Annotated in this window: 24 protein-coding genes and 1 pseudogene; 1 reads left to right on the top strand and 24 read right to left on the bottom strand. The window is 64.4% G+C overall.

What is annotated here, in order from left to right:
- Positions 1–59: 59 nt before the first annotated feature.
- Positions 60–2,075: an ATP-binding protein gene (locus tag HUTA_RS11350; protein ID WP_015790052.1), complete on the bottom strand. Its 2,016-nt coding sequence runs from the start codon at positions 2,073–2,075 to the stop codon at positions 60–62.
- Between the two features lie 182 nt (positions 2,076–2,257).
- Here HUTA_RS11350 and hemE point away from each other — a divergent pair, with 182 nt between their 5' ends.
- Complete coding sequence (gene hemE, locus HUTA_RS11345) at positions 2,258–3,265, top strand: uroporphyrinogen decarboxylase (protein ID WP_015790051.1); 1,008 nt, start codon at positions 2,258–2,260, stop codon at positions 3,263–3,265.
- A 12-nt stretch (positions 3,266–3,277) separates the two neighbouring features.
- Here the strand turns inward: hemE and hemH are convergent, their stop codons facing one another.
- The 23 genes and pseudogenes from hemH to HUTA_RS11235 all read right to left on the bottom strand — a co-directional run bounded on the left by hemH (position 3,278) and on the right by HUTA_RS11235 (position 16,238).
- A complete protein-coding gene (gene hemH / locus HUTA_RS11340; RefSeq protein ID WP_015790050.1) occupies positions 3,278–4,321 on the bottom strand; it encodes a ferrochelatase in 1,044 nt (347 codons plus the stop codon).
- Positions 4,322–4,465: 144 nt separating this feature from the next.
- Complete coding sequence (gene secY, locus HUTA_RS11335; RefSeq protein WP_015790049.1) at positions 4,466–5,941, bottom strand: preprotein translocase subunit SecY; 1,476 nt, start codon at positions 5,939–5,941, stop codon at positions 4,466–4,468.
- Between the two features lie 2 nt (positions 5,942–5,943).
- Positions 5,944–6,429: an uL15m family ribosomal protein gene (locus tag HUTA_RS11330; protein WP_015790048.1), complete on the bottom strand. Its 486-nt coding sequence runs from the start codon at positions 6,427–6,429 to the stop codon at positions 5,944–5,946.
- Positions 6,429–6,893 carry a 50S ribosomal protein L30 gene (locus HUTA_RS11325; protein ID WP_015790047.1) on the bottom strand — a complete coding sequence of 155 codons (465 nt, stop codon included), beginning with the start codon at positions 6,891–6,893 and terminating at the stop codon, positions 6,429–6,431. Before HUTA_RS11325 ends, HUTA_RS11330 begins: the two co-directional genes overlap by 1 nt.
- Positions 6,893–7,525, bottom strand: coding sequence for a 30S ribosomal protein S5 (locus tag HUTA_RS11320; protein ID WP_015790046.1), 633 nt, complete (start codon positions 7,523–7,525; stop codon positions 6,893–6,895). The genes HUTA_RS11325 and HUTA_RS11320 overlap by 1 nt, the downstream gene beginning before the upstream one ends.
- A complete protein-coding gene (locus HUTA_RS11315; protein WP_015790045.1) occupies positions 7,522–8,085 on the bottom strand; it encodes a 50S ribosomal protein L18 in 564 nt (187 codons plus the stop codon). The genes HUTA_RS11320 and HUTA_RS11315 overlap by 4 nt, the downstream gene beginning before the upstream one ends.
- Positions 8,086–8,532, bottom strand: coding sequence for a 50S ribosomal protein L19e (locus HUTA_RS11310; RefSeq protein ID WP_015790044.1), 447 nt, complete (start codon positions 8,530–8,532; stop codon positions 8,086–8,088).
- Entirely contained in the window at positions 8,525–9,205 is a 681-nt protein-coding gene (locus tag HUTA_RS11305) for a 50S ribosomal protein L32e (RefSeq protein ID WP_342626759.1), read from the bottom strand. Before HUTA_RS11305 ends, HUTA_RS11310 begins: the two co-directional genes overlap by 8 nt.
- Positions 9,206–9,370: 165 nt before the next feature.
- Positions 9,371–9,532: pseudogene (locus HUTA_RS16170) on the bottom strand (helix-hairpin-helix domain-containing protein); the annotation flags it as partial.
- Complete coding sequence (locus HUTA_RS11300; RefSeq protein ID WP_015790042.1) at positions 9,532–10,068, bottom strand: 50S ribosomal protein L6; 537 nt, start codon at positions 10,066–10,068, stop codon at positions 9,532–9,534. The pseudogene HUTA_RS16170 and the gene HUTA_RS11300, both read right to left, overlap by 1 nt.
- Before the next feature lie 2 nt (positions 10,069–10,070).
- Complete coding sequence (locus tag HUTA_RS11295) at positions 10,071–10,463, bottom strand: 30S ribosomal protein S8 (RefSeq protein ID WP_015790041.1); 393 nt, start codon at positions 10,461–10,463, stop codon at positions 10,071–10,073.
- Position 10,464: 1 nt separating this feature from the next.
- Positions 10,465–10,659, bottom strand: a complete 195-nt coding sequence (locus HUTA_RS11290; RefSeq protein ID WP_015790040.1) for a 30S ribosomal protein S14 — start codon at positions 10,657–10,659, stop codon at positions 10,465–10,467.
- Complete coding sequence (locus tag HUTA_RS11285; RefSeq protein WP_015790039.1) at positions 10,656–11,186, bottom strand: 50S ribosomal protein L5; 531 nt, start codon at positions 11,184–11,186, stop codon at positions 10,656–10,658. Before HUTA_RS11285 ends, HUTA_RS11290 begins: the two co-directional genes overlap by 4 nt.
- Positions 11,183–12,043, bottom strand: coding sequence for a 30S ribosomal protein S4e (locus HUTA_RS11280; RefSeq protein WP_015790038.1), 861 nt, complete (start codon positions 12,041–12,043; stop codon positions 11,183–11,185). Before HUTA_RS11280 ends, HUTA_RS11285 begins: the two co-directional genes overlap by 4 nt.
- On the bottom strand, positions 12,040–12,399 hold the full coding sequence (gene rplX, locus HUTA_RS11275; RefSeq protein ID WP_015790037.1) for a 50S ribosomal protein L24: 360 nt from the start codon (positions 12,397–12,399) through the stop codon (positions 12,040–12,042). Before rplX ends, HUTA_RS11280 begins: the two co-directional genes overlap by 4 nt.
- A gap of 2 nt (positions 12,400–12,401) precedes the next feature.
- Positions 12,402–12,800: a 50S ribosomal protein L14 gene (locus tag HUTA_RS11270; protein ID WP_008526511.1), complete on the bottom strand. Its 399-nt coding sequence runs from the start codon at positions 12,798–12,800 to the stop codon at positions 12,402–12,404.
- The gene (locus tag HUTA_RS11265; protein WP_015790036.1) at positions 12,800–13,126 is read right to left on the bottom strand and encodes a 30S ribosomal protein S17; all 327 of its coding nucleotides are present in this window, start codon (positions 13,124–13,126) and stop codon (positions 12,800–12,802) included. The genes HUTA_RS11270 and HUTA_RS11265 overlap by 1 nt, the downstream gene beginning before the upstream one ends.
- The gene (locus HUTA_RS11260) at positions 13,117–13,428 is read right to left on the bottom strand and encodes a ribonuclease P protein component 1 (RefSeq protein WP_015790035.1); all 312 of its coding nucleotides are present in this window, start codon (positions 13,426–13,428) and stop codon (positions 13,117–13,119) included. The genes HUTA_RS11265 and HUTA_RS11260 overlap by 10 nt, the downstream gene beginning before the upstream one ends.
- Positions 13,429–13,430: 2 nt before the next feature.
- Entirely contained in the window at positions 13,431–13,637 is a 207-nt protein-coding gene (gene rpmC / locus HUTA_RS11255; protein ID WP_015790034.1) for a 50S ribosomal protein L29, read from the bottom strand.
- Entirely contained in the window at positions 13,634–14,614 is a 981-nt protein-coding gene (locus tag HUTA_RS11250; protein WP_015790033.1) for a 30S ribosomal protein S3, read from the bottom strand. Before HUTA_RS11250 ends, rpmC begins: the two co-directional genes overlap by 4 nt.
- On the bottom strand, positions 14,614–15,084 hold the full coding sequence (locus HUTA_RS11245; RefSeq protein ID WP_015790032.1) for a 50S ribosomal protein L22: 471 nt from the start codon (positions 15,082–15,084) through the stop codon (positions 14,614–14,616). The genes HUTA_RS11250 and HUTA_RS11245 overlap by 1 nt, the downstream gene beginning before the upstream one ends.
- Before the next feature lie 3 nt (positions 15,085–15,087).
- The gene (locus HUTA_RS11240) at positions 15,088–15,513 is read right to left on the bottom strand and encodes a 30S ribosomal protein S19 (RefSeq protein WP_015790031.1); all 426 of its coding nucleotides are present in this window, start codon (positions 15,511–15,513) and stop codon (positions 15,088–15,090) included.
- Positions 15,510–16,238, bottom strand: a complete 729-nt coding sequence (locus HUTA_RS11235) for a 50S ribosomal protein L2 (protein ID WP_015790030.1) — start codon at positions 16,236–16,238, stop codon at positions 15,510–15,512. Before HUTA_RS11235 ends, HUTA_RS11240 begins: the two co-directional genes overlap by 4 nt.

The following is a 16,238-nucleotide window of genomic DNA, read 5'->3' as shown; positions in this document are numbered from 1 at the left end:
AACGGGTGGTTAACTAAGTGACGTTCTCGGCGTCGAGTCGACGGTTCCTCACTCGCCAATTATTCGCTCTCGAGTTCGTTGACGGTCACGTTCTCGAACCGGGCTTCGGCAGTCAGATCGTCTGTGTGGCTACAGACGGCAAGCCCAACGTGGTATGGCGGCTGAAGTTCGATCGGTAACTGTTCGAGCGGTTGCCACTCCTCGCCGTCCGTCGAAAACGACAGCGTCACGCCACGCTCGTCGACGACGAGTTGGTACCACTGGAACGCGTCGTAGGGCTCTTCGTACTGCGTACTCTCCGCATTGCCACCAGTCCGGGTTCGCCAGAGCACTTCACTGCCGTAGTCCCGGGTCGCACCGATCAGTGCAAGGGCGTCGTCGTCGCCAAGTCCGTCCCGGACCATCAGCCCGGCCTTACTGTACTCGTGGACGCCCTCGAGTTCGCTCAGACGTCCCTGGATACGAACGGGCTCTGACGTCGTCGCGTAGACGAAGTGGAACTCATCGATATCCTGCCAGATGTCCCGGCCGTCGCCGACAACCGTCCAGACGTCGGTATCCGGGTCGTAGCTGGCTTCCCCGGGAACGGAGACGGTACCGATGTCCTCGTTTGTCGAGAGGGAGATCGGATCGCCCGGCGTAGTGGTCGACGGTTCGACGACGGGACACTCGGTGATCTCGAAGCGAGCACCGCCGGCTTCACTTTCAGTCACGTCCATTTCCCACCCTTGCTGTGAGACGGTTTCACTGACGATCGTGAGGCCGGTTCCACTACCCTCTTCAGCAGTTGTATACCCTTCATCGAAGATCTGATCGCGCTCCTCCGGCGGGATTCCGGGACCGTCGTCGGCCACGAAAAAGCCACGGTCCATCGTCCCGACACGGACAGTCACGTCAGGGCCGGCGTGATCGACGGCGTTTTTCAGCAGGTTCTCGATCAGTGGGCGAACCGTCTCCGTTTCGGCGACGATCTCGGTCTCCTCGGGCATATCGATTTCGAGCGTCGCCGACTCTGTGCTGTCGAGTTGCCAGACGTTCTCGACCAGCGACGGGAGTTCAGTCGTCGAGACGCCGATATCGAGCGCGTCGAGAACCTCCTCGGAAAATGAAGTGGCGTCCTGATCTCCCTTCGAGAGGGAACTCAGATCCTCGATGATCTCGCCGACGCGGTCAGTCGCGCGCTCGATCCGATCGAGGGCGTCAGTGTCCCCGTCACGAGCGCGCTCGAGGGCACCGACGATCACCTGCAACGGCGTCCGAAGGTCGTGTGAAACGTAACTCGCGAACTTGTCGAAGCGACGGCGCTCCTCCTCGAATCGCTTTTTGTACTGCATCCGTTTGGAGACGTCTTTGGCATACCCGACCACACCGATGACCTCCCCATTCCGACGCCAGGGAATCTTCGTCGCCTCCGACCAGTGGTCTCCGCCCGCGCCGCTGAAGCGCTCGATATTGTCACGGATCGGTTCGCCCGTCTCGACGACACGGAGATCGTTAGCGAGTGCCTCCTCGGAGATCTCCTGCTGGTTGAATATCTCCGGATCAGTCTTGCCCCTGACTTCCGCGGGGTTGGCCGTGTAGGGCACGTCAGCAAAGCGGACGTACCGACCGCGGTCGTCCTTGGCAAACATCGACATCTTCCCTTCAGCGAGCAACGTTTCGAGAATACTGCTATCTGCCGCTTCGTTTCGCCGCCGCTCGTAGGTCGACAGTGCGTCCTCGACAGTCTTCCGAAGGACAGCGTCACCGGCATCGCTCGGCACCAACCGACAAGCCGAACGTTGGCTGACCGCCACGGCGGTCGATTCATCGGGTTCCGTCTGCACCACGACCGGCACGTTCTCGTCGACGGCTCTGACATGCTCGTATACGTCGACGAACGTTGCATCGGCATCGAAAACCAGTACACACCCGATATCGTCACGAGCTTCGAGGGTCGACCCGACGTTGATATCGTCGACCTCGATGACGTCCTCGGCAGCAGAATCAGCAAGCGCTGATCGAACAGCCTCGAGATTCGCAGGGGATCCGCCGACGGCAAGCACCGTCGTTGGATCTGTAAGGAGACAACTCATCCAGTCTTGACCCGATAGTACGCGATGCAGGTAAATAATACCCCGGGCTCTTTCGGACGCGCTGCCGGTTTTGTGGGGTTCTATTGCACAAATCGAAATTACTTCTGGGTCTGTAGGTAACGGAGGGGAGCCACGACAGACGAAGGAATCGCTTAACCACATACACGATCAAAGGGAAGTCGATGAGCGAGTTACTCGTGCGGGCCGCCCGCGGCGAGCGCACCGAGCGACCGCCGGTGTGGTTGATGCGCCAGGCCGGCCGGCACCTCCCGGAGTATCGCGAGCTTCGCGAGGAGTACGACTTCCTCGAGGCCGTCACCACGCCGGAGATCGCCGCCGAGATCACACTCCAGCCCTGGGACCGCTACCGCCCGGACGGCGTCGTGATGTTCTCGGACATCCTCACGATCCTCGAACCACTCGGATTCGACTATCACATCGAATCCGGAACCGGCCCCGTCGTCGAATCCCCGATCGCTGACCCGGGAGACGTCCCCCAGGCGTACGCCCCGATCCAGGAGTCCCTCGATTACGTCGGCGAATTGCTCGATCGACTCGACACCCAGGTTGGCGAGGAAACCGGAATCATCGGCTTTGCCGGCGGCCCCTTCACCCTGGCCTCCTACGCTGTCGCCGGCCGGCCGACCCGGAATCACTATCCGCTCCGGCAGTTCAAGGCCCGACACCCCGAGGCTTTCGCGGACCTCCTCTCGATCGTTGCCGATGCCGTCCGGGAGTTCCTGTCGTATCAGGTCGACCACGGTGCGGACGTCGTCCAGCTGTTCGACACCTATGCGGGCGTGTTGCCACCGGCTGCCTATCGCGAGTTCATCCAACCGCTCCACCGCGAGATACTGACAGACATCGATGTCCCGACGATTCTCTTCGTCCGGAACATGGGTGGCCGCCTCGACCAGCTGGCGGCGACGGGCGCGGATGTGGTCAGTCTCGACTGGACGGTCGAGATGGACACGGCCCGCGAACAGTTGGGAGATCGTCCTGTTCAGGGAAACCTCGATCCGTCCGTCCTCTTCGCCGGTCCGGAAACCGTCCGCGAGCGAACGCGTGAGGTGATCGAAGCGGCCGGGGATCAGGGCCACATTCTCAATCTCGGTCACGGCGTCCACCAGGACACACCGATCGAGAGCGTCGAGGCGTTCGTCGAAACGGCCAAGTCGATCGAGCGGTGATCCTGTCAGCGTTCACTCAATGGGTGCGTTCAGACACATCGTCCCCGGTTCGTCCCGACACTCACACTGCCGGAACTGGTAGACTGCGGGGTCGAAATCGGCGATAAATGGCTCGACGAGGTCTTCCAGCACGCCGACGAACCGTTCGTCGTCGTGGGGGATCGGCACGCGGTGGAACTCCAGGCCCGCCTCCTCGGCTTCCTCGTGGAGTTCGACGTCGAGTTCCGAGAGCGTCTCGCTCTGTTCGTGCATGAAGCTGATCGGCTCGACGACGACCCGCTCGGCGTCGACTGTCTCGATGACCTCTTCGATTTCGGGTTCGGTCCACGGGATGCCCCGGTTCTCGTGGTTCTGATAGCCGAGTTCGTACTCGTCGATCCCGAGCAGCCCCGCGACGGTCTCGACGTATTCGGTGACGTAGATGTCGTACCGGCTGCCCTCTTCGAGATAGTGCTGTGGCGTGCCGTGGGCCGAGAACACGAGGGCCGTGTCGGGATCACTCAGGTCGACGCCCCGCTTCTCGGCGAACGCCTGGATCGCGTCGGCCCGCAGGCGTGGATAGTCGGGATGGCGATGCCAGCCCGACAGTTCCTGGAGCGCGTCGAAGTCGCGCTCGTCGGCGGCCGCACGGAGTTCCTCGAGAGAGTCGACGGTCGTCGAGGGGCCACACAGCGGATAGATCGGGAGCCCGATGATCCGGTCGTGGCCGTCGGCGATGGCCGCATCGAGTGCCTCGTCGATGAACGGCTCGGTGAACTGCATCCCGATGTAGGTCTCGACATCCCGACCACGCTCGCGGAGTCGATCCTCCAGGGCTTGGGCCTGCTTGCGGGCCTGTTTGTTCAGCGGCGACCCGCCGATGGCCTCGTACTCCTCGATCAGCGGGCCGGCCCGGCGCTCGGCGAGTTCGCGGGACCGTTCGCGCGCCTCGGCCTCGGTCGTGTCGCCCTCGATCTCGCGGTTGTTGAAGAAGATGCGTTCGAGATACGAGACGACAGCCTCGCGTTCCGGCGTCGCTGGTTCGCCGAAGTTCAACAGCAGGATTCCGGTCGACATGATCCGTCCTAAGCGCTGGATCGGAAAAGAGGTTTGCCTGCCGGCGGATCGATCGAGTGATTGTCCGACCAGCTGTGACGCTGAGGACATCAAACCGAGAGAGAAGACGGAACCGTCCCGCAAAGAAATCGTTTGCCGAGAAGATTATCCGAACATCTGGCGCATCATGGGGTGCATCTCCATGAGTTGCTCCTCGGCGATCTCCTCGTAGAGCTTGTAGGTGATACTCACCGTCAGCAGCAGGCCCGTCCCGGTAACGCCACCAACGGTACCCAGCATGTTTGCCATGACGGCGAGTAGGCCGACCAGGGCCCCGCCGATGACCGTCACCTGTGGGATGTAGCGGCCGAGCACCTTCTCGAGGACGCCGGGACTCTGGCGGAACCCGGGGATCTGCATCCCGGAGTTCTGGATCTGCTGGGCCGTGGCTTCAGGCCCCATGTCGGTGGTTTCGACCCAGAAGACGGCGAAGATCGCGCCGCCGATGATCATGAACGTCAAGTCGACACCGACCCGGATCATGATCTGCCAGACGTCCTGGGTGATCTGCCCCCCGAAGACGAACCACGCCCATTCCTGGGGACTCTGGATCGGTGCGAGGTAGTAAAACAATCCGCTCACCGCCTGCCCGTTGTCGTTGTAAGCTCCTAGCCAGGCAGGCAACCCGCCAAGCTGGGAGTTGAGCAGTCGGCCCATGAACTGGATGTTCATCTGCAATGCCCGGACGAGGATCATCGGCAGGACGCTCGCGTAGATGAGCTTCACCGGGAAGCGACCCCGTGCACCCTTCACTCGAGCGTGGCTGAGTGGGATCTCGACGCGAACGGACTCGGCGTAGACGACGATCACGAAGATCGAGACCGTCGTGAGAATCGCAATGAGCCCGATGTAGTTCTGTCCACTCGTATGGAACAGCAGTTGACCCATCCCTCGAGCTGTCAGCGGTGACGGAATGTCGACGATCCCGAAGACAGCACCGATCCAGTAGGGGATGAAGCCCCAGTTCCCGGCGATCTGTGGGATGCTGATGAGGCCGCCGACGAGACTCTGACTGACGCCGGCGACGATGAACAGGCCGATCCCGCTACCGACGCCCCACTTGCTGATTACCTCGTCCATGTAGAGAATGAGGACACCGCCGACGAAGATCTGGGCGAACATGAGCCACTTTACCGCCCCAGTGGGCAGGCCCATCACGGATTCGGCCGGCAGGAAGTCCGCGGCGAACACCATCGGAAAACCCGTCAGCACGATCATCACGAGCACCAGCACCTTCTGGAGGCCCTGATAGAGGATCTGATCCCGCGGGTTGTTCTGGGTATCAAGCCCGAGCAGGTCGGCCCCACCGAGCAACTGCAGGACGATGCTCGCCGTGACGATCGGTCCGATCCCCAGCTGCATGATCGATCCCTGCTGGGACGCGAGGATCGACGAGAACCGACCGAACGCGTTCGAGCCACCGGTGCCGAGTCCATAGACGTTGATGTTTCTCAGGAAGAAAAACAGGACCAGCACGCCGGCGGTCCAGCCCAGCTTGCGCTTGAAGGGGACGTGGCCCTCGGGGCGGGCGACCGACGGCATCCGCGTGAGTAGTGGTTCGGCGGTATCCTTCCAGCTCATTCTTATGCTGTGTCGGTGTCGGCGTCGTCTTTATCCTGTCGCTGTTCGCCGCGGTCGCTCAGCTCCGTGGTGCCGCCCGCGGCTTCGATCTTCTCGCGAGCCCCATCGGAGAAGGCGTCGGCGACGATGGTCAACTCGTTGCGGACCTGCCCGCCACCGAGCACCTTCACGACGTCGACCTCGTGGCCGTCCTCGACGACGTCACGGGCGTCGATCTCGTAGCCGCCGTCGGTCTGCTCGGCGACCCCGTCGGCAGCCAGCAAGGCCGCATCCTCGTCGAGCGTCTTGACCTCGACTGTCGCGACGTCGTCCTGAGCTTTCTCCGGTCGCGTGAACCCGCTCTTGCCGATCGGCGGGTGGTTGTGCATCTCGTGTTTGTCACGGCCGGCGTCACCGCGACCGCCGCGGTGACCGGCACCGCGTCGGTTCTTGTGCGTGCCACCGCCGTGCGTGCGCGAACCGCGCTGGCGTTTGCTCTTGTCAGTCATTATCGCATCGCCTCCAGCAGTGCGTCGATCTCCGCAGTCGAGTGATCGCCGAGCTGGCCCCCCTCTTTGGCGGGGTGTTTGATGCCGTCGTGCCCTTTCCGGGGCGGATGCAGACGTAGCGTCGGCGAGAGACCGGCGTCCTGCAGCGTCGTCTCCTCGTCTACGAGCGCCTCGGCAAGACCCGAGATATCGTCGTAGTTGGTGTTCCAGCCGACCCAATCGTCGTCTACGTCTTCTCCGCCCTCGGCGGGCTCGGCCCGGCTTTCGAGGAGCAATTCGACCGTCTCCACGGACGGTTCGCCGTGGGCGACCACGTCGTGGACCTTCGTGATCATGCCCCGGTAGGCGTCCGTCTCGGGGACGAGCGTCGCGTGGTTGACGCGGCCGAGGTTGAGCATCATCAGGGTGTCGACGACGTCGCCGCTGACGTCGACCTCGCCGCGAAGTTGCACGAGTGCTTCCATCACTCGATCACCTCGCGCTCCTCGAATGCCCGCTCGGGTACCCGCGCCTCGGCCGTGCTCCGCAGGGCGTTGAACGTCGCCTTCGCGAAGTTGACGGTCGTGCGCGTGTTTCCGCTCGATCGCGTCCAGATGTCTTCGATCCCGGCGAGTTCGAGGACGTGCCGGACGGTCTCTCCGCCGGCGAGTCCGAGCCCGCGCGGTGCGGGCTGGAGTTCGACCTCGACGCTGCCGGCCTTGCCCGTGGTGCGGAGCGCGACCGTGTGGGGTCGCCCGCAGCCACACTCCCACGAGCCACACCCGCGGGAGATGTCGATCATGTTGAGCTTGGCGACCTCGATGGCCTTCTGGATCGCGCCGCCGACCTGATCGTCACGCCCCTCGGCGTAGCCGACCAGGCCGTCGCGGTTGCCCACGACGACGACACACCGGAACTTCACCCGGCGGCCAGAGTCGGTCATGCGCTGGACCATGTTGATGTCCAGTACTTCGTCTTCGAGCCCGGGGACGAGCTGGTCGACGATCTCCGGTTCCTTCAGTGGCAGCCCGGCGTTCAGCGCGTCGCCCATCGAGTCGATCTCGCCGTCGGCGACCTGCCGGCCGAGCCGCGTTCGTGGTTCCCATCCGTCGCTCATAGTTCGATGTCACCTTCGAGTAACTGCTCTCGCAACTCGGTGAAGTGTGCGGGCAGTTCTGTCGCGTCGAAATCCCCGCTGTAGAGGTCCTCGTCGAGGCCCTCGGCGTACTCGGCGATGTGTTCGCCACTGGTCCGTTCCCAGTCGGCGAGCACGTCGTCGTTGTGGGGGATCTCCAGGCCCGCGTCGATCGCGCCCTCCTGGATCGCGAATACTTTACTTCCTGGCGTCGGCGTGTTGAGTCCGATATCCAGCACGGCCTCTTCGAAGCCGTCCTCGATCGCACGACGCCCGGCGAGCAGTCCGGTGAGGTACGCGGCGGGCAGGTTGCCCGTCGGTGCCTCCCAGCCGTACTCGGCGAGGTCGTTCGACTCGGCGGCTGCAACTGTCTCGTCGCCGTTCGGCCCGGTCGTCACCAGCTGCGCCCTGGCCTGGCTGTTCGAGAGCCGCGCCACGAGGCGGGGCTTGCCGGATTTCAGCAGGCGCAACCGCTGATGGTAGTCCGTCCGGGATTCGCGGCGCCGACGCATCGGCACCTTGTATCGTGGTCCTGTCGCCATTCACTGATCACCGTATTGGTCGTCGATATACCGATTCAGGTCACCGACGTCGTCGAATTCGCCGCCGCTGGCCTGATCGTACAGTTCGCGATACTCCGAGGCCGACAACTCGTCACCGCGGAGTTCACGCAGGCGTTCGCGCTGTGCACGGATGCGCGAGGCCCAGTCGTCCTTCTCGTTCTGTCGGGCACCCGCCGAGCCCTTCCGGGACCCGTGTCCCTTCTGGTGGCCGTAGGCGCGTTTCTGCTGGCGCTCTCTGGCCTGGCTACGGGAGTTGCCCTGCGTTTCCTGCTCTCGGACGATACCCTGATCGATCAAATCGCGAACGTCCTCGCGCGTGATCGCGTCAGCAATTTCGCCCTGGGCGTCGGGATCGAACCAGACGCGGTTCTTCCCGATATCGAGCACGTCGGCCGCAAGTCGCTTCTGTGCGCTCAGATCAGTCATCGTTCACCTCGACTTCGACGTAGGTGGGGTTGAGGACACGAATGCCCTCGCTCTCGGCTCGTTCCTCGATGCGCTCGCGTTTGCGCGCACCGACTTTCGAGGCGATCCGCACTGCCTGACTGTCGCCATCCACGCCCTCGAGGTCATCGAGATTGTGGACGCGAACTTCCTCGAAACCGGAGGGGTGGAGCCCGCGAATCGCGTTCGGGGTCCGAAATCCGGCCTCGACGGTGTCGCCCTTGCCCTTGATGCCGCGGCGCTGCTTCGAGAGACCGCCCCGCGGGCGTCGCCAGGACGTCGAAACGCGCTTTTTCTTGTGGTGGTCCTGCCGATTGAACTGCGGTTTGCCCTCGCGTCGACGCTGGACGAGCAAGCGTGCTTCCTCGTCGGAGAGTTCGGGCGTCTTCTCGGCGTGACCGCGTGCCTGCAGTTCCGTCTCGGCTGCTTCTTCGGCTTCGGCTTCCCCACCGACTTCCTCGACCTCGGCCGTCTCGGCTTCCGAGACATCGAGTTCGCCGACGTCAGCCTGAATCCGGGCGGCGAGTGCGTTACCGATGCCCTCGACCTCGGTCAGATCGGACTGCTCGGCGCGAGCGACGTCTTCGACCGTCTCGAAGCCGGCCTCGCGAAGGTTCTCGGCGGTGCCTTCGCCGACACCGCTGATGTCAGTCAGGTCGTCGTAGGCCGCGGCGTCGTCCTCCTCTGGCTCCGCATCGGCCTCGTCGGCCGCGTCGTCGGACGCGTCAGCATCCGAATCAGCGGTCGATTCCTCGCTCTCTTCGATTTCGGCCTCGGCGTCCTCGTCGACCTCGACGTCGCCGACGTCAGCCTTGATACGGGCGGCCAGCGCGTTGCCGATGCCCGTCACCTCAGTCAGGGCGTCCTCGTCGGCTTCACGCAGGTCGTCGATCGTCTCGAAGCCACTCTCCCGCAGGGCTCCGGCCGTCTCCTCGCCGATACCGCTGACATCAGTCAGTTCCGTTGGTTCCTCGTCGGCCATCAGGCCTCACCTCGATTCGGCTTTTCCGTGATGTAGACGCCGTCCTGGAACACCCGGACGTCCTTGCCCGGGACACGGGTGAGCTGCTCGATGTCGGCCGCCGTCTGGCCGACATCCTCGATACTGGGGCCACGCAACGTGAGCCGTTCCTCGTCGATCTCGACCTCGGTGTCCCCGTGGATCGGGGTCGTCCGCGGCGCTCGCTCGCCGAGGAAGTTCTCGATGACGATCTCGCTATCCTCGGCGCGCACCTGCATCGGGAAGTGAGAGTAGAAGACTTCCATCTCGTACTCCCAGCCCTCGGTGACGCCGTGGAACATGTTCCGCACGTGGCTCTCGAAGGTCCCGATCGTCGACATCGTCTTCGCATCGCCCTCGTCGGACTCGATGACGACGGCGTCGTCGGTCACCTCGACGGTGATGTCCGGATACCACAACCGGCGCGTGACGCTGCCTTCGGGTCCTTCGACGGTGAGCTCGAGATGGTCCATCTCGGCGCTCGCGTCTTCCGGTAGCTGTAGTTCTGTTCGTGGCATTGTCAGTAGACGTACGCGATCACCTGGCCACCGACACCCGCCTCGCGGGCCTCGTAGTGGCTCATGATGCCGTGGCTGGTCGTGACGACGAGCGTCCCGTAGTCACGGGCGGGGAGGAATCGCTTCTCCCACTGCTCGAACTCGTCGGCTCCCACTGAATAGCGGGGCTTGACCGAGCCACATTCGTTGATCGCACCGCTCAATTCGACCTCGAACCGTCCGGCCTTGCCGTCTTCAACGCGCTCGAAGCCGTCGATGTAGCCGCGATCGTACAGTACTTCGAGGACGCTGCCGGTCTCGTTCGAGGCGGGCTCGACTGTGTGTGTCAGCTGTCCGACGCTCTCGGCGTTATCGAGCCCCGAGAGCGCGGCGCTGAGTGGATCGTTACCCGTCATGTTATCGATACTTCCTGAATCCCATGTCGCGGGAGATCTCCCGGAAACACTGCCGGCAGAGCCAGATGTCGTACTTGCCGACCAGGCCCTGCTCGCGACCGCACCGCTGGCAGGTTTCGAGCGCGCCGGTCCGCTTTGCGGCTTGCTCGCCGGTTGCCTCCCGACCTGCGTCGTTGTCTGTCTCGCTCTCGCTCATTGGCTCACCTCCACGTCGAATGTCGACTCGACGAACGCGATGGCGTCCTGCGGGTCGAGCCGATGGTTCGAGGGGATCGGCCGGGACGCCTTATCGCGCTTTGCCACGCGATAGCCTGGCCGCGTCAGGTTCACCGTCACGTCCAACCCGTAGATCCCGATCGTGGGGTCGTACTCCTGGCTGGGGAAGTCGGTGTGTTCCTCGACGCCGAAGCTGAAGTTGCCGGTCTCGTCGAACTGCGCGGCGTCGAGGTCGGTGAACGCCAGGGCCGTCTCGATGAACTCCTCGGCGGCTTCGTCGCGAAGCGTGACCTTCGTCCCGACCGGGTCGCCCTGGCGGATGTCGAACTCGCCGACCGTCGCCTTCGCGGTCGTCCGCACCGGCTGTTGGCCGACGATCTCCTCGAGGATCTCCTCGGCGTCAGCGAGTTCCTGGCCACCCTGTCCGATTCCCATGTGGACGACGACCTTCTCGACGGACGGCTCGCGCATGTCGTGGAAGTCAGCGTCACGACTCTCGGAGCTCATTCGTCGTCACCTCCGTCAGCCTCGTCGTCGTCTCCGTCGGCTTCCTCGGCCTCGGCGTCTGCATCAGCCTCGTCGGCTTCCGCGTCTTCGTCGTCTGCGTCAGCGTCGGCCGCGTCGTCGGCGTCGGCCTCAGCCTCGTCGTCCGCTTCCACGCCCTCATCGTCCTCGACGAAGTTCTCGTCGATAACGACGACGTACTCCTCGATCGTCTCGATGATCGAGCCGTCCTCGCGGTCGATGCGGACGTTGTTCTCGGCGCTGCCGGGCGTGACCTGGATCTCCTCGATCGTCCCGATCTCGCCGGCGTGCTGACCGTCGACGGCCGTTACGAGTGCGCCCTCCTCGTACTCGAAGTGGGCGACGATCTCCTCGCTGTCGTTCTCGACGACGACCGAGTCGTTGCCCTCGTAGGGCGCGTCCTCGGAGACCAGCAGCGTCTCGCCGTCGTGCAGCGTGAGCTGCAGGTCGCCGCCGGGGACGAACTGTTTGCCGACGATCTTCCCCAGCTTTGACTGGGCCGAATCCTCGTCGATCGGCGTCAGCGCGAGTCGACCGCCCTCTCCGGGGAACACGCGGTAGAACTCCTCGCGCTCCGTGAAGGCGAGGATGTCGAACATCCCCACCGGGCGGGTCTCGTCGCTTTCGGGGTCGCCGTTGATCAGCACCTGGTCCTGATCGAGCGCGAAGCGGGCCTCCTTGCGGCTGTCGACGTACCCCAGCACGTCCCGAAGGACGATCAGCAGGGGCACGCCCGCCTCGCCGTGGGGGCCGGCGTCGGCCTTTACGGTGAAGGTCTCGGTCTTGCGCTCGATCGGCCAGCTGTTCGGTACCGAGAGTCGTTTCTGGTGGTTACTCATGCGCTATCCTCCGATTCGAGTCGTTGCTCGCGCACGTCATCAGAGAGGTCGAGGTCGATCACGCGGACGTTGCTCGCCTCGAGTCGCCGGGGCACTTCCTCGCCGTCGGCAGTCTCGAGCGTGACATCCTCGACGCTGATCGTCGCGTCCCGGAGATCCACGTCGAGCACTTCGCCTTCCTCGCCGGCGAAGTCCCCGCGCATAACCTCGACCGTATCGCCCGCGTTGACCCGGACGCGGCGCTGTCCGTACTCCTCGCGGAGGTCCTCGGTCAGCGTCGCGTGCACCTGGTCGTGTCGCTCGTGCAACGGGGCGCGTTCGGTCTGATTGCGCTGTTTGGTTGGTTGTTCACTCATGTCTAGACGATCATCGTTGCTGCCGAGGCGATGGAGCCGAAGCGTTCGGCCACCTCGCGGGCGATCGGCCCGCGGAGTTCGGTGCCCCGGGGATCCTCGTTCTCGTCGACGATGACGGCCGCGTTGTCCTCGAACTTCACGCGCGTGCCGTCGGGTCGACGGATCGGCTTGCGCTGGCGGACGACGACCGCCTCCAGCACCTGCCGTCGCATCTCCGGGGTGCCCTTGGTCACCGAAACGGTGATCTTGTCGCCCAGGCCCGCCTTCGGATGGCGGTTCTTCGTGCCGGAATACCCGGCGACGCTGATCACCTTGAGTTCACGTGCGCCGGAGTTGTCGGCACACGTGACCAGCGAGCCCTTCTCGAGGCCCTGGGTGACGTCGGCGTTGAGGGCTTCCATCAGTCCGCACCTCCGTGTTTCGCGACCACTGCGTGGGATTTCGTCTTCGACAGTGGTCGGGTCTCTGCGATCGTGACCGTGTCGCCTTCCTCGACGTCCATGCACGGGGGTGCATGGGCCGGAATCCGGCTCCGCCGTTTCATGAGGCGGTCGTATTTCGGGACGGTTACGTCGTACTCTCGCTCGACGACGACGGTCTTCTGCATGTCGGTGGACGCGACTGTGCCTTCGAGCGTCTGCCCACGCACCGAAAGGGTGCCGTGGAACGGGCAGTTCTCGTCATCACAGGTCACGTCCGGTTGCTGTACGTTCAGTCCTAGCGCCATGTTGAGTCACCTCTGCGTTCGGTCCGTCTGGCCGGCGGGGCCACGAGTCGGTTGCCGTCGACGGTGACGACCAGCTCGCCGTCCGTGGCGGCCGGATCGTCACTCGACAGCGTGAACTCGACGGTCGCCGTCGCCTTCGGGACCTGCCACGTCCGACCCCCTCGCTCGATCGACAGCGTCTTGGCCGTCTCGTTGACGACCGTCCCGTCGATTCCGACGAGGTCCGCGTTGGTCGCGGCGCTCACGCGGGCAGGTAGCCCGATGAGTTCGTGCCGCGCGAGGGTGTCGGGGGTGAGTGGCATCGTTATTCGTTCGCCGCGTCCTCGGCTTCGATCGTCTTGATCCGCGCGATCGCCTTCCGGATCTCCTTGATCCGCCCGGGGTTCTCCGGGGCACCACCCGTCGCCTGGACGGCACGGGCGTTCAGCAGTTCCGTCTGGAGATCCTCGAGTTCGCTCTCGCGTTCGGCGGCGGTCATGTCGCGGATCTCTTCGGGATGGAGGATGGTCATTCGGCCTCACCCTCCTCGTCCGCGTCAGCGTCGGCCGTCGCGTCTCCGTCGTCCGCGTCAGCTTCTTCGTCATCCATCTCATCGAGAAGCTCCTCGGCCGCTTCCTCGGTCTCCTCGTCGAGTTCCTCGTCGACGGACTCCTCAAGTTCGTCGAGTTCGTCCTCGACACCCGCGTCGTCCGGGACGTCGACGTCGTCGAACTCCTCGGCCTCGGCGGCCTCCTCGACGACTTCCTCGTCGGGGGCGTCCTCGGCCGCGTCGTCCGCGGCGTCGGCGGCGTCCGCATCAGCTGCCTCGGCAGCGTCGCCCTCCTCGGGCTCGCCGGCGAGCAGCTCCTCGACGGAGCCTTCCTCGACGTCCTCGACGTAGTCCTCGACCTCGACGTCCTCGTAGATCTCGAAGTCGTCGGGCAGTTCGGCATTCGGCGGGATGATCTTGACGTCCACCCCGATCGTGCCGAGCTTCATGACGGCGACGCCCTGGCCGTGATCGACGATGTCCTCGGCGGGTTCGCCGTTGTGCTTGATGTAGCCACGGTTGAACTTCTCCACGCGGGAGCGTGCGCCCGTGACCTTGCCGGAGAGGACGATCTCGGCACCCTTCGCACCGGACTCCATGATCCGGTCGATCGTGGTGTGACCGGCCTTCCGGAAGTACCAGCCGCGTTCGAGGGCGTTCGCCAACCGGTCGGCGACGATCCGAGCGTTGAGGTCGGGTTCCTCGACTTCCTGAACGTCGACCTGGGGATCTTCGAGCCCGAATTCCTCTTCGAGCGTGGTGGTGATCTTCCGGATGTTCTTCCCACCCTTGCCGATCACCATGCCGGGCTTTTCGGCCTTGAGGACGATCTGGGTCCCCATCGGCGTCTTGGCGACGTCCATGCCGCCGTAGCCCGCGCGACCGAGTTCGTCCTCGAAGAACTCGTCGATCTGGGTGCGCTGGATGCCGTCCTGGATGAACTGCAGTTCGTCCGCCATCAGGCATCACCCTCCTGGAGTTCTTCGAGAATGAGTTCGACATCGACTTCCGGCGTGTTCCACGGGTTCGCTCGCCCCATCGCGCGGGGCTTGCGACCCTGCTGTTCGCCGACCTTGTGGGCGGCGACGTGGGCGATCTGCATGGACTCGCCGTCCATACCCGCGTATTCGGCGTTGCCGATCGCGTTCTCGAGCAGATCGATGAAGGCCTTGCTGGCCTTCTCCGGATAGCGGCCGGCGTCCCAACCCTCGATGTCGTTTCGATGGCCGACGCCCGAGTTGTGGGACTTGAAGGGGACCGATCGGTCGCCCTCGATGACGTCCTCGAGATAGGCGACCGCCTCCTCGGCGATCATGCCCTTGATCTCCCGGGCGATGGCCTTGCTGTGCTTGTGGCTCATCTGACGCTCCCGGAGCATGGCTTTCGCCGTCCGCTCCGGATCCGCGTCGACTGAGTAGCTGATTCCCATGGATTACTTGAGTGGCACGAACTTCGAGGAGCGGGTCGCCCCGATCCCGGCCTGTCCGTGCTCGACGCTCGTGCGCGTGAGCTGGAACTCGCCCAGGTAGTGGCCGAGCATCTCGGGCTCGACCTTCACGCGCTCGAAGCTCTGGCCGTTGTGGACCGCGAACGTGATCCCGACGAACTCGGGGAGGATCGGCATGTCCCGCAGGTGCGTCCTGATCGGGTCGTTGGCCGTCTCCTCCTCGCCGGCGTCACGGGCCTCTTCGAGCAACTGTCGTTTCTCGTAGGACAGGCCGCGTTTGATACTTCGCCGCATTCGTGCGGGCAGCAGTTCCGCGACTTCCTCGACGGACATGTCCTGCAACTCCTCGAGCGTGTGGCCACGGTAGGTAAACTCGCCCTCGTGACCGATCTGGTAATCGTGTGAGCTCATTCGTCACCACCTCGGCCAGTCCGGCGCGAGGAAATGTCGCCAACCTTCCGTCCCGGCGGCGCGTTCCGCGAGATGGACTTGGGCTGACCGGGGTGCTGGCGGCCACCGCCACCGAACGGGTGGTCGACCGCGTTCATCGCGACCCCGCGAACCCGCGGGTACTTCGTCCCACGGGATTTCATCTTGTGGTACTTGTTGCCGGCCTTCACGAAGGGTTTCTCCGTCCGGCCGCCGCCGGCGACCACACCGACCGTCGCCCGGCAGTCCGGGTCGAGTCGGCGGACGTCGCCGCTTGGCAACTGGACGACCGTCACGTTGCGGTCGTGGGCCATCAACTGCGCCGAGACGCCTGACGCCCGGGCGAACTTCCCGCCGTCGCCGGGGTTGGCCTCGACGTTACAGACCTGGACGCCCTCGGGGATCTCGGCCAGCGGGAGCGTGTTCCCGGGCTCGATCGCCGCGGTGACGCCGACCTGAATCTCGTCGCCGACGCCGACGCCTTCGGGCGCGAGGACGAGTCGCTGATCGCCGTCCTCGAACTCGACGGCGGCGACGGGTGCGCTCCGGGCAGGGTCGTGTTCGATGTCCACGACCGTCCCCGAGATGACGTCGCCGTCGCGCGCTTCGGTGCTCCGGTGTGAGAGATCGGACTTGTAGCGGTGGGATGGTGCCCGGAACGTGGGCGTCCCGCGACCGCGTCGTTGACCTTGAATCCGTCGTCCCAT

The sequence above is a fragment of the Halorhabdus utahensis DSM 12940 genome (assembly GCF_000023945.1).
GTDB classification, from domain to species: Archaea; Halobacteriota; Halobacteria; order Halobacteriales; family Haloarculaceae; genus Halorhabdus; species Halorhabdus utahensis.
This window is presented reverse-complemented; position numbering and strand designations above follow the sequence as displayed.

Excerpts from the sequence above, each read along its gene's own strand:
- HUTA_RS11350 (WP_015790052.1), bottom strand. The coding sequence starts at position 2,075 with ATGAGTTGTCTCCTTACAGATCCAACGACGGTGCTTGCCGTCGGCGGA.
- hemE (WP_015790051.1), top strand. The coding sequence starts at position 2,258 with ATGAGCGAGTTACTCGTGCGGGCCGCCCGCGGCGAGCGCACCGAGCGA.
- hemH (WP_015790050.1), bottom strand. The coding sequence starts at position 4,321 with ATGTCGACCGGAATCCTGCTGTTGAACTTCGGCGAACCAGCGACGCCG.
- secY (WP_015790049.1), bottom strand. The coding sequence starts at position 5,941 with ATGAGCTGGAAGGATACCGCCGAACCACTACTCACGCGGATGCCGTCG.
- HUTA_RS11330 (WP_015790048.1), bottom strand. The coding sequence starts at position 6,429 with ATGACTGACAAGAGCAAACGCCAGCGCGGTTCGCGCACGCACGGCGGT.
- HUTA_RS11325 (WP_015790047.1), bottom strand. The coding sequence starts at position 6,893 with ATGGAAGCACTCGTGCAACTTCGCGGCGAGGTCGACGTCAGCGGCGAC.
- HUTA_RS11320 (WP_015790046.1), bottom strand. The coding sequence starts at position 7,525 with ATGAGCGACGGATGGGAACCACGAACGCGGCTCGGCCGGCAGGTCGCC.
- HUTA_RS11315 (WP_015790045.1), bottom strand. The coding sequence starts at position 8,085 with ATGGCGACAGGACCACGATACAAGGTGCCGATGCGTCGGCGCCGCGAA.
- HUTA_RS11310 (WP_015790044.1), bottom strand. The coding sequence starts at position 8,532 with ATGACTGATCTGAGCGCACAGAAGCGACTTGCGGCCGACGTGCTCGAT.
- HUTA_RS11300 (WP_015790042.1), bottom strand. The coding sequence starts at position 10,068 with ATGCCACGAACAGAACTACAGCTACCGGAAGACGCGAGCGCCGAGATG.
- HUTA_RS11295 (WP_015790041.1), bottom strand. The coding sequence starts at position 10,463 with ATGACGGGTAACGATCCACTCAGCGCCGCGCTCTCGGGGCTCGATAAC.
- HUTA_RS11290 (WP_015790040.1), bottom strand. The coding sequence starts at position 10,659 with ATGAGCGAGAGCGAGACAGACAACGACGCAGGTCGGGAGGCAACCGGC.
- HUTA_RS11285 (WP_015790039.1), bottom strand. The coding sequence starts at position 11,186 with ATGAGCTCCGAGAGTCGTGACGCTGACTTCCACGACATGCGCGAGCCG.
- HUTA_RS11280 (WP_015790038.1), bottom strand. The coding sequence starts at position 12,043 with ATGAGTAACCACCAGAAACGACTCTCGGTACCGAACAGCTGGCCGATC.
- rplX (WP_015790037.1), bottom strand. The coding sequence starts at position 12,399 with ATGAGTGAACAACCAACCAAACAGCGCAATCAGACCGAACGCGCCCCG.
- HUTA_RS11270 (WP_008526511.1), bottom strand. The coding sequence starts at position 12,800 with ATGGAAGCCCTCAACGCCGACGTCACCCAGGGCCTCGAGAAGGGCTCG.
- HUTA_RS11265 (WP_015790036.1), bottom strand. The coding sequence starts at position 13,126 with ATGGCGCTAGGACTGAACGTACAGCAACCGGACGTGACCTGTGATGAC.
- HUTA_RS11260 (WP_015790035.1), bottom strand. The coding sequence starts at position 13,428 with ATGCCACTCACCCCCGACACCCTCGCGCGGCACGAACTCATCGGGCTA.
- rpmC (WP_015790034.1), bottom strand. The coding sequence starts at position 13,637 with ATGACCATCCTCCATCCCGAAGAGATCCGCGACATGACCGCCGCCGAA.
- HUTA_RS11250 (WP_015790033.1), bottom strand. The coding sequence starts at position 14,614 with ATGGCGGACGAACTGCAGTTCATCCAGGACGGCATCCAGCGCACCCAG.
- HUTA_RS11245 (WP_015790032.1), bottom strand. The coding sequence starts at position 15,084 with ATGGGAATCAGCTACTCAGTCGACGCGGATCCGGAGCGGACGGCGAAA.
- HUTA_RS11240 (WP_015790031.1), bottom strand. The coding sequence starts at position 15,513 with ATGAGCTCACACGATTACCAGATCGGTCACGAGGGCGAGTTTACCTAC.
- HUTA_RS11235 (WP_015790030.1), bottom strand. The coding sequence starts at position 16,238 with ATGGGACGACGGATTCAAGGTCAACGACGCGGTCGCGGGACGCCCACG.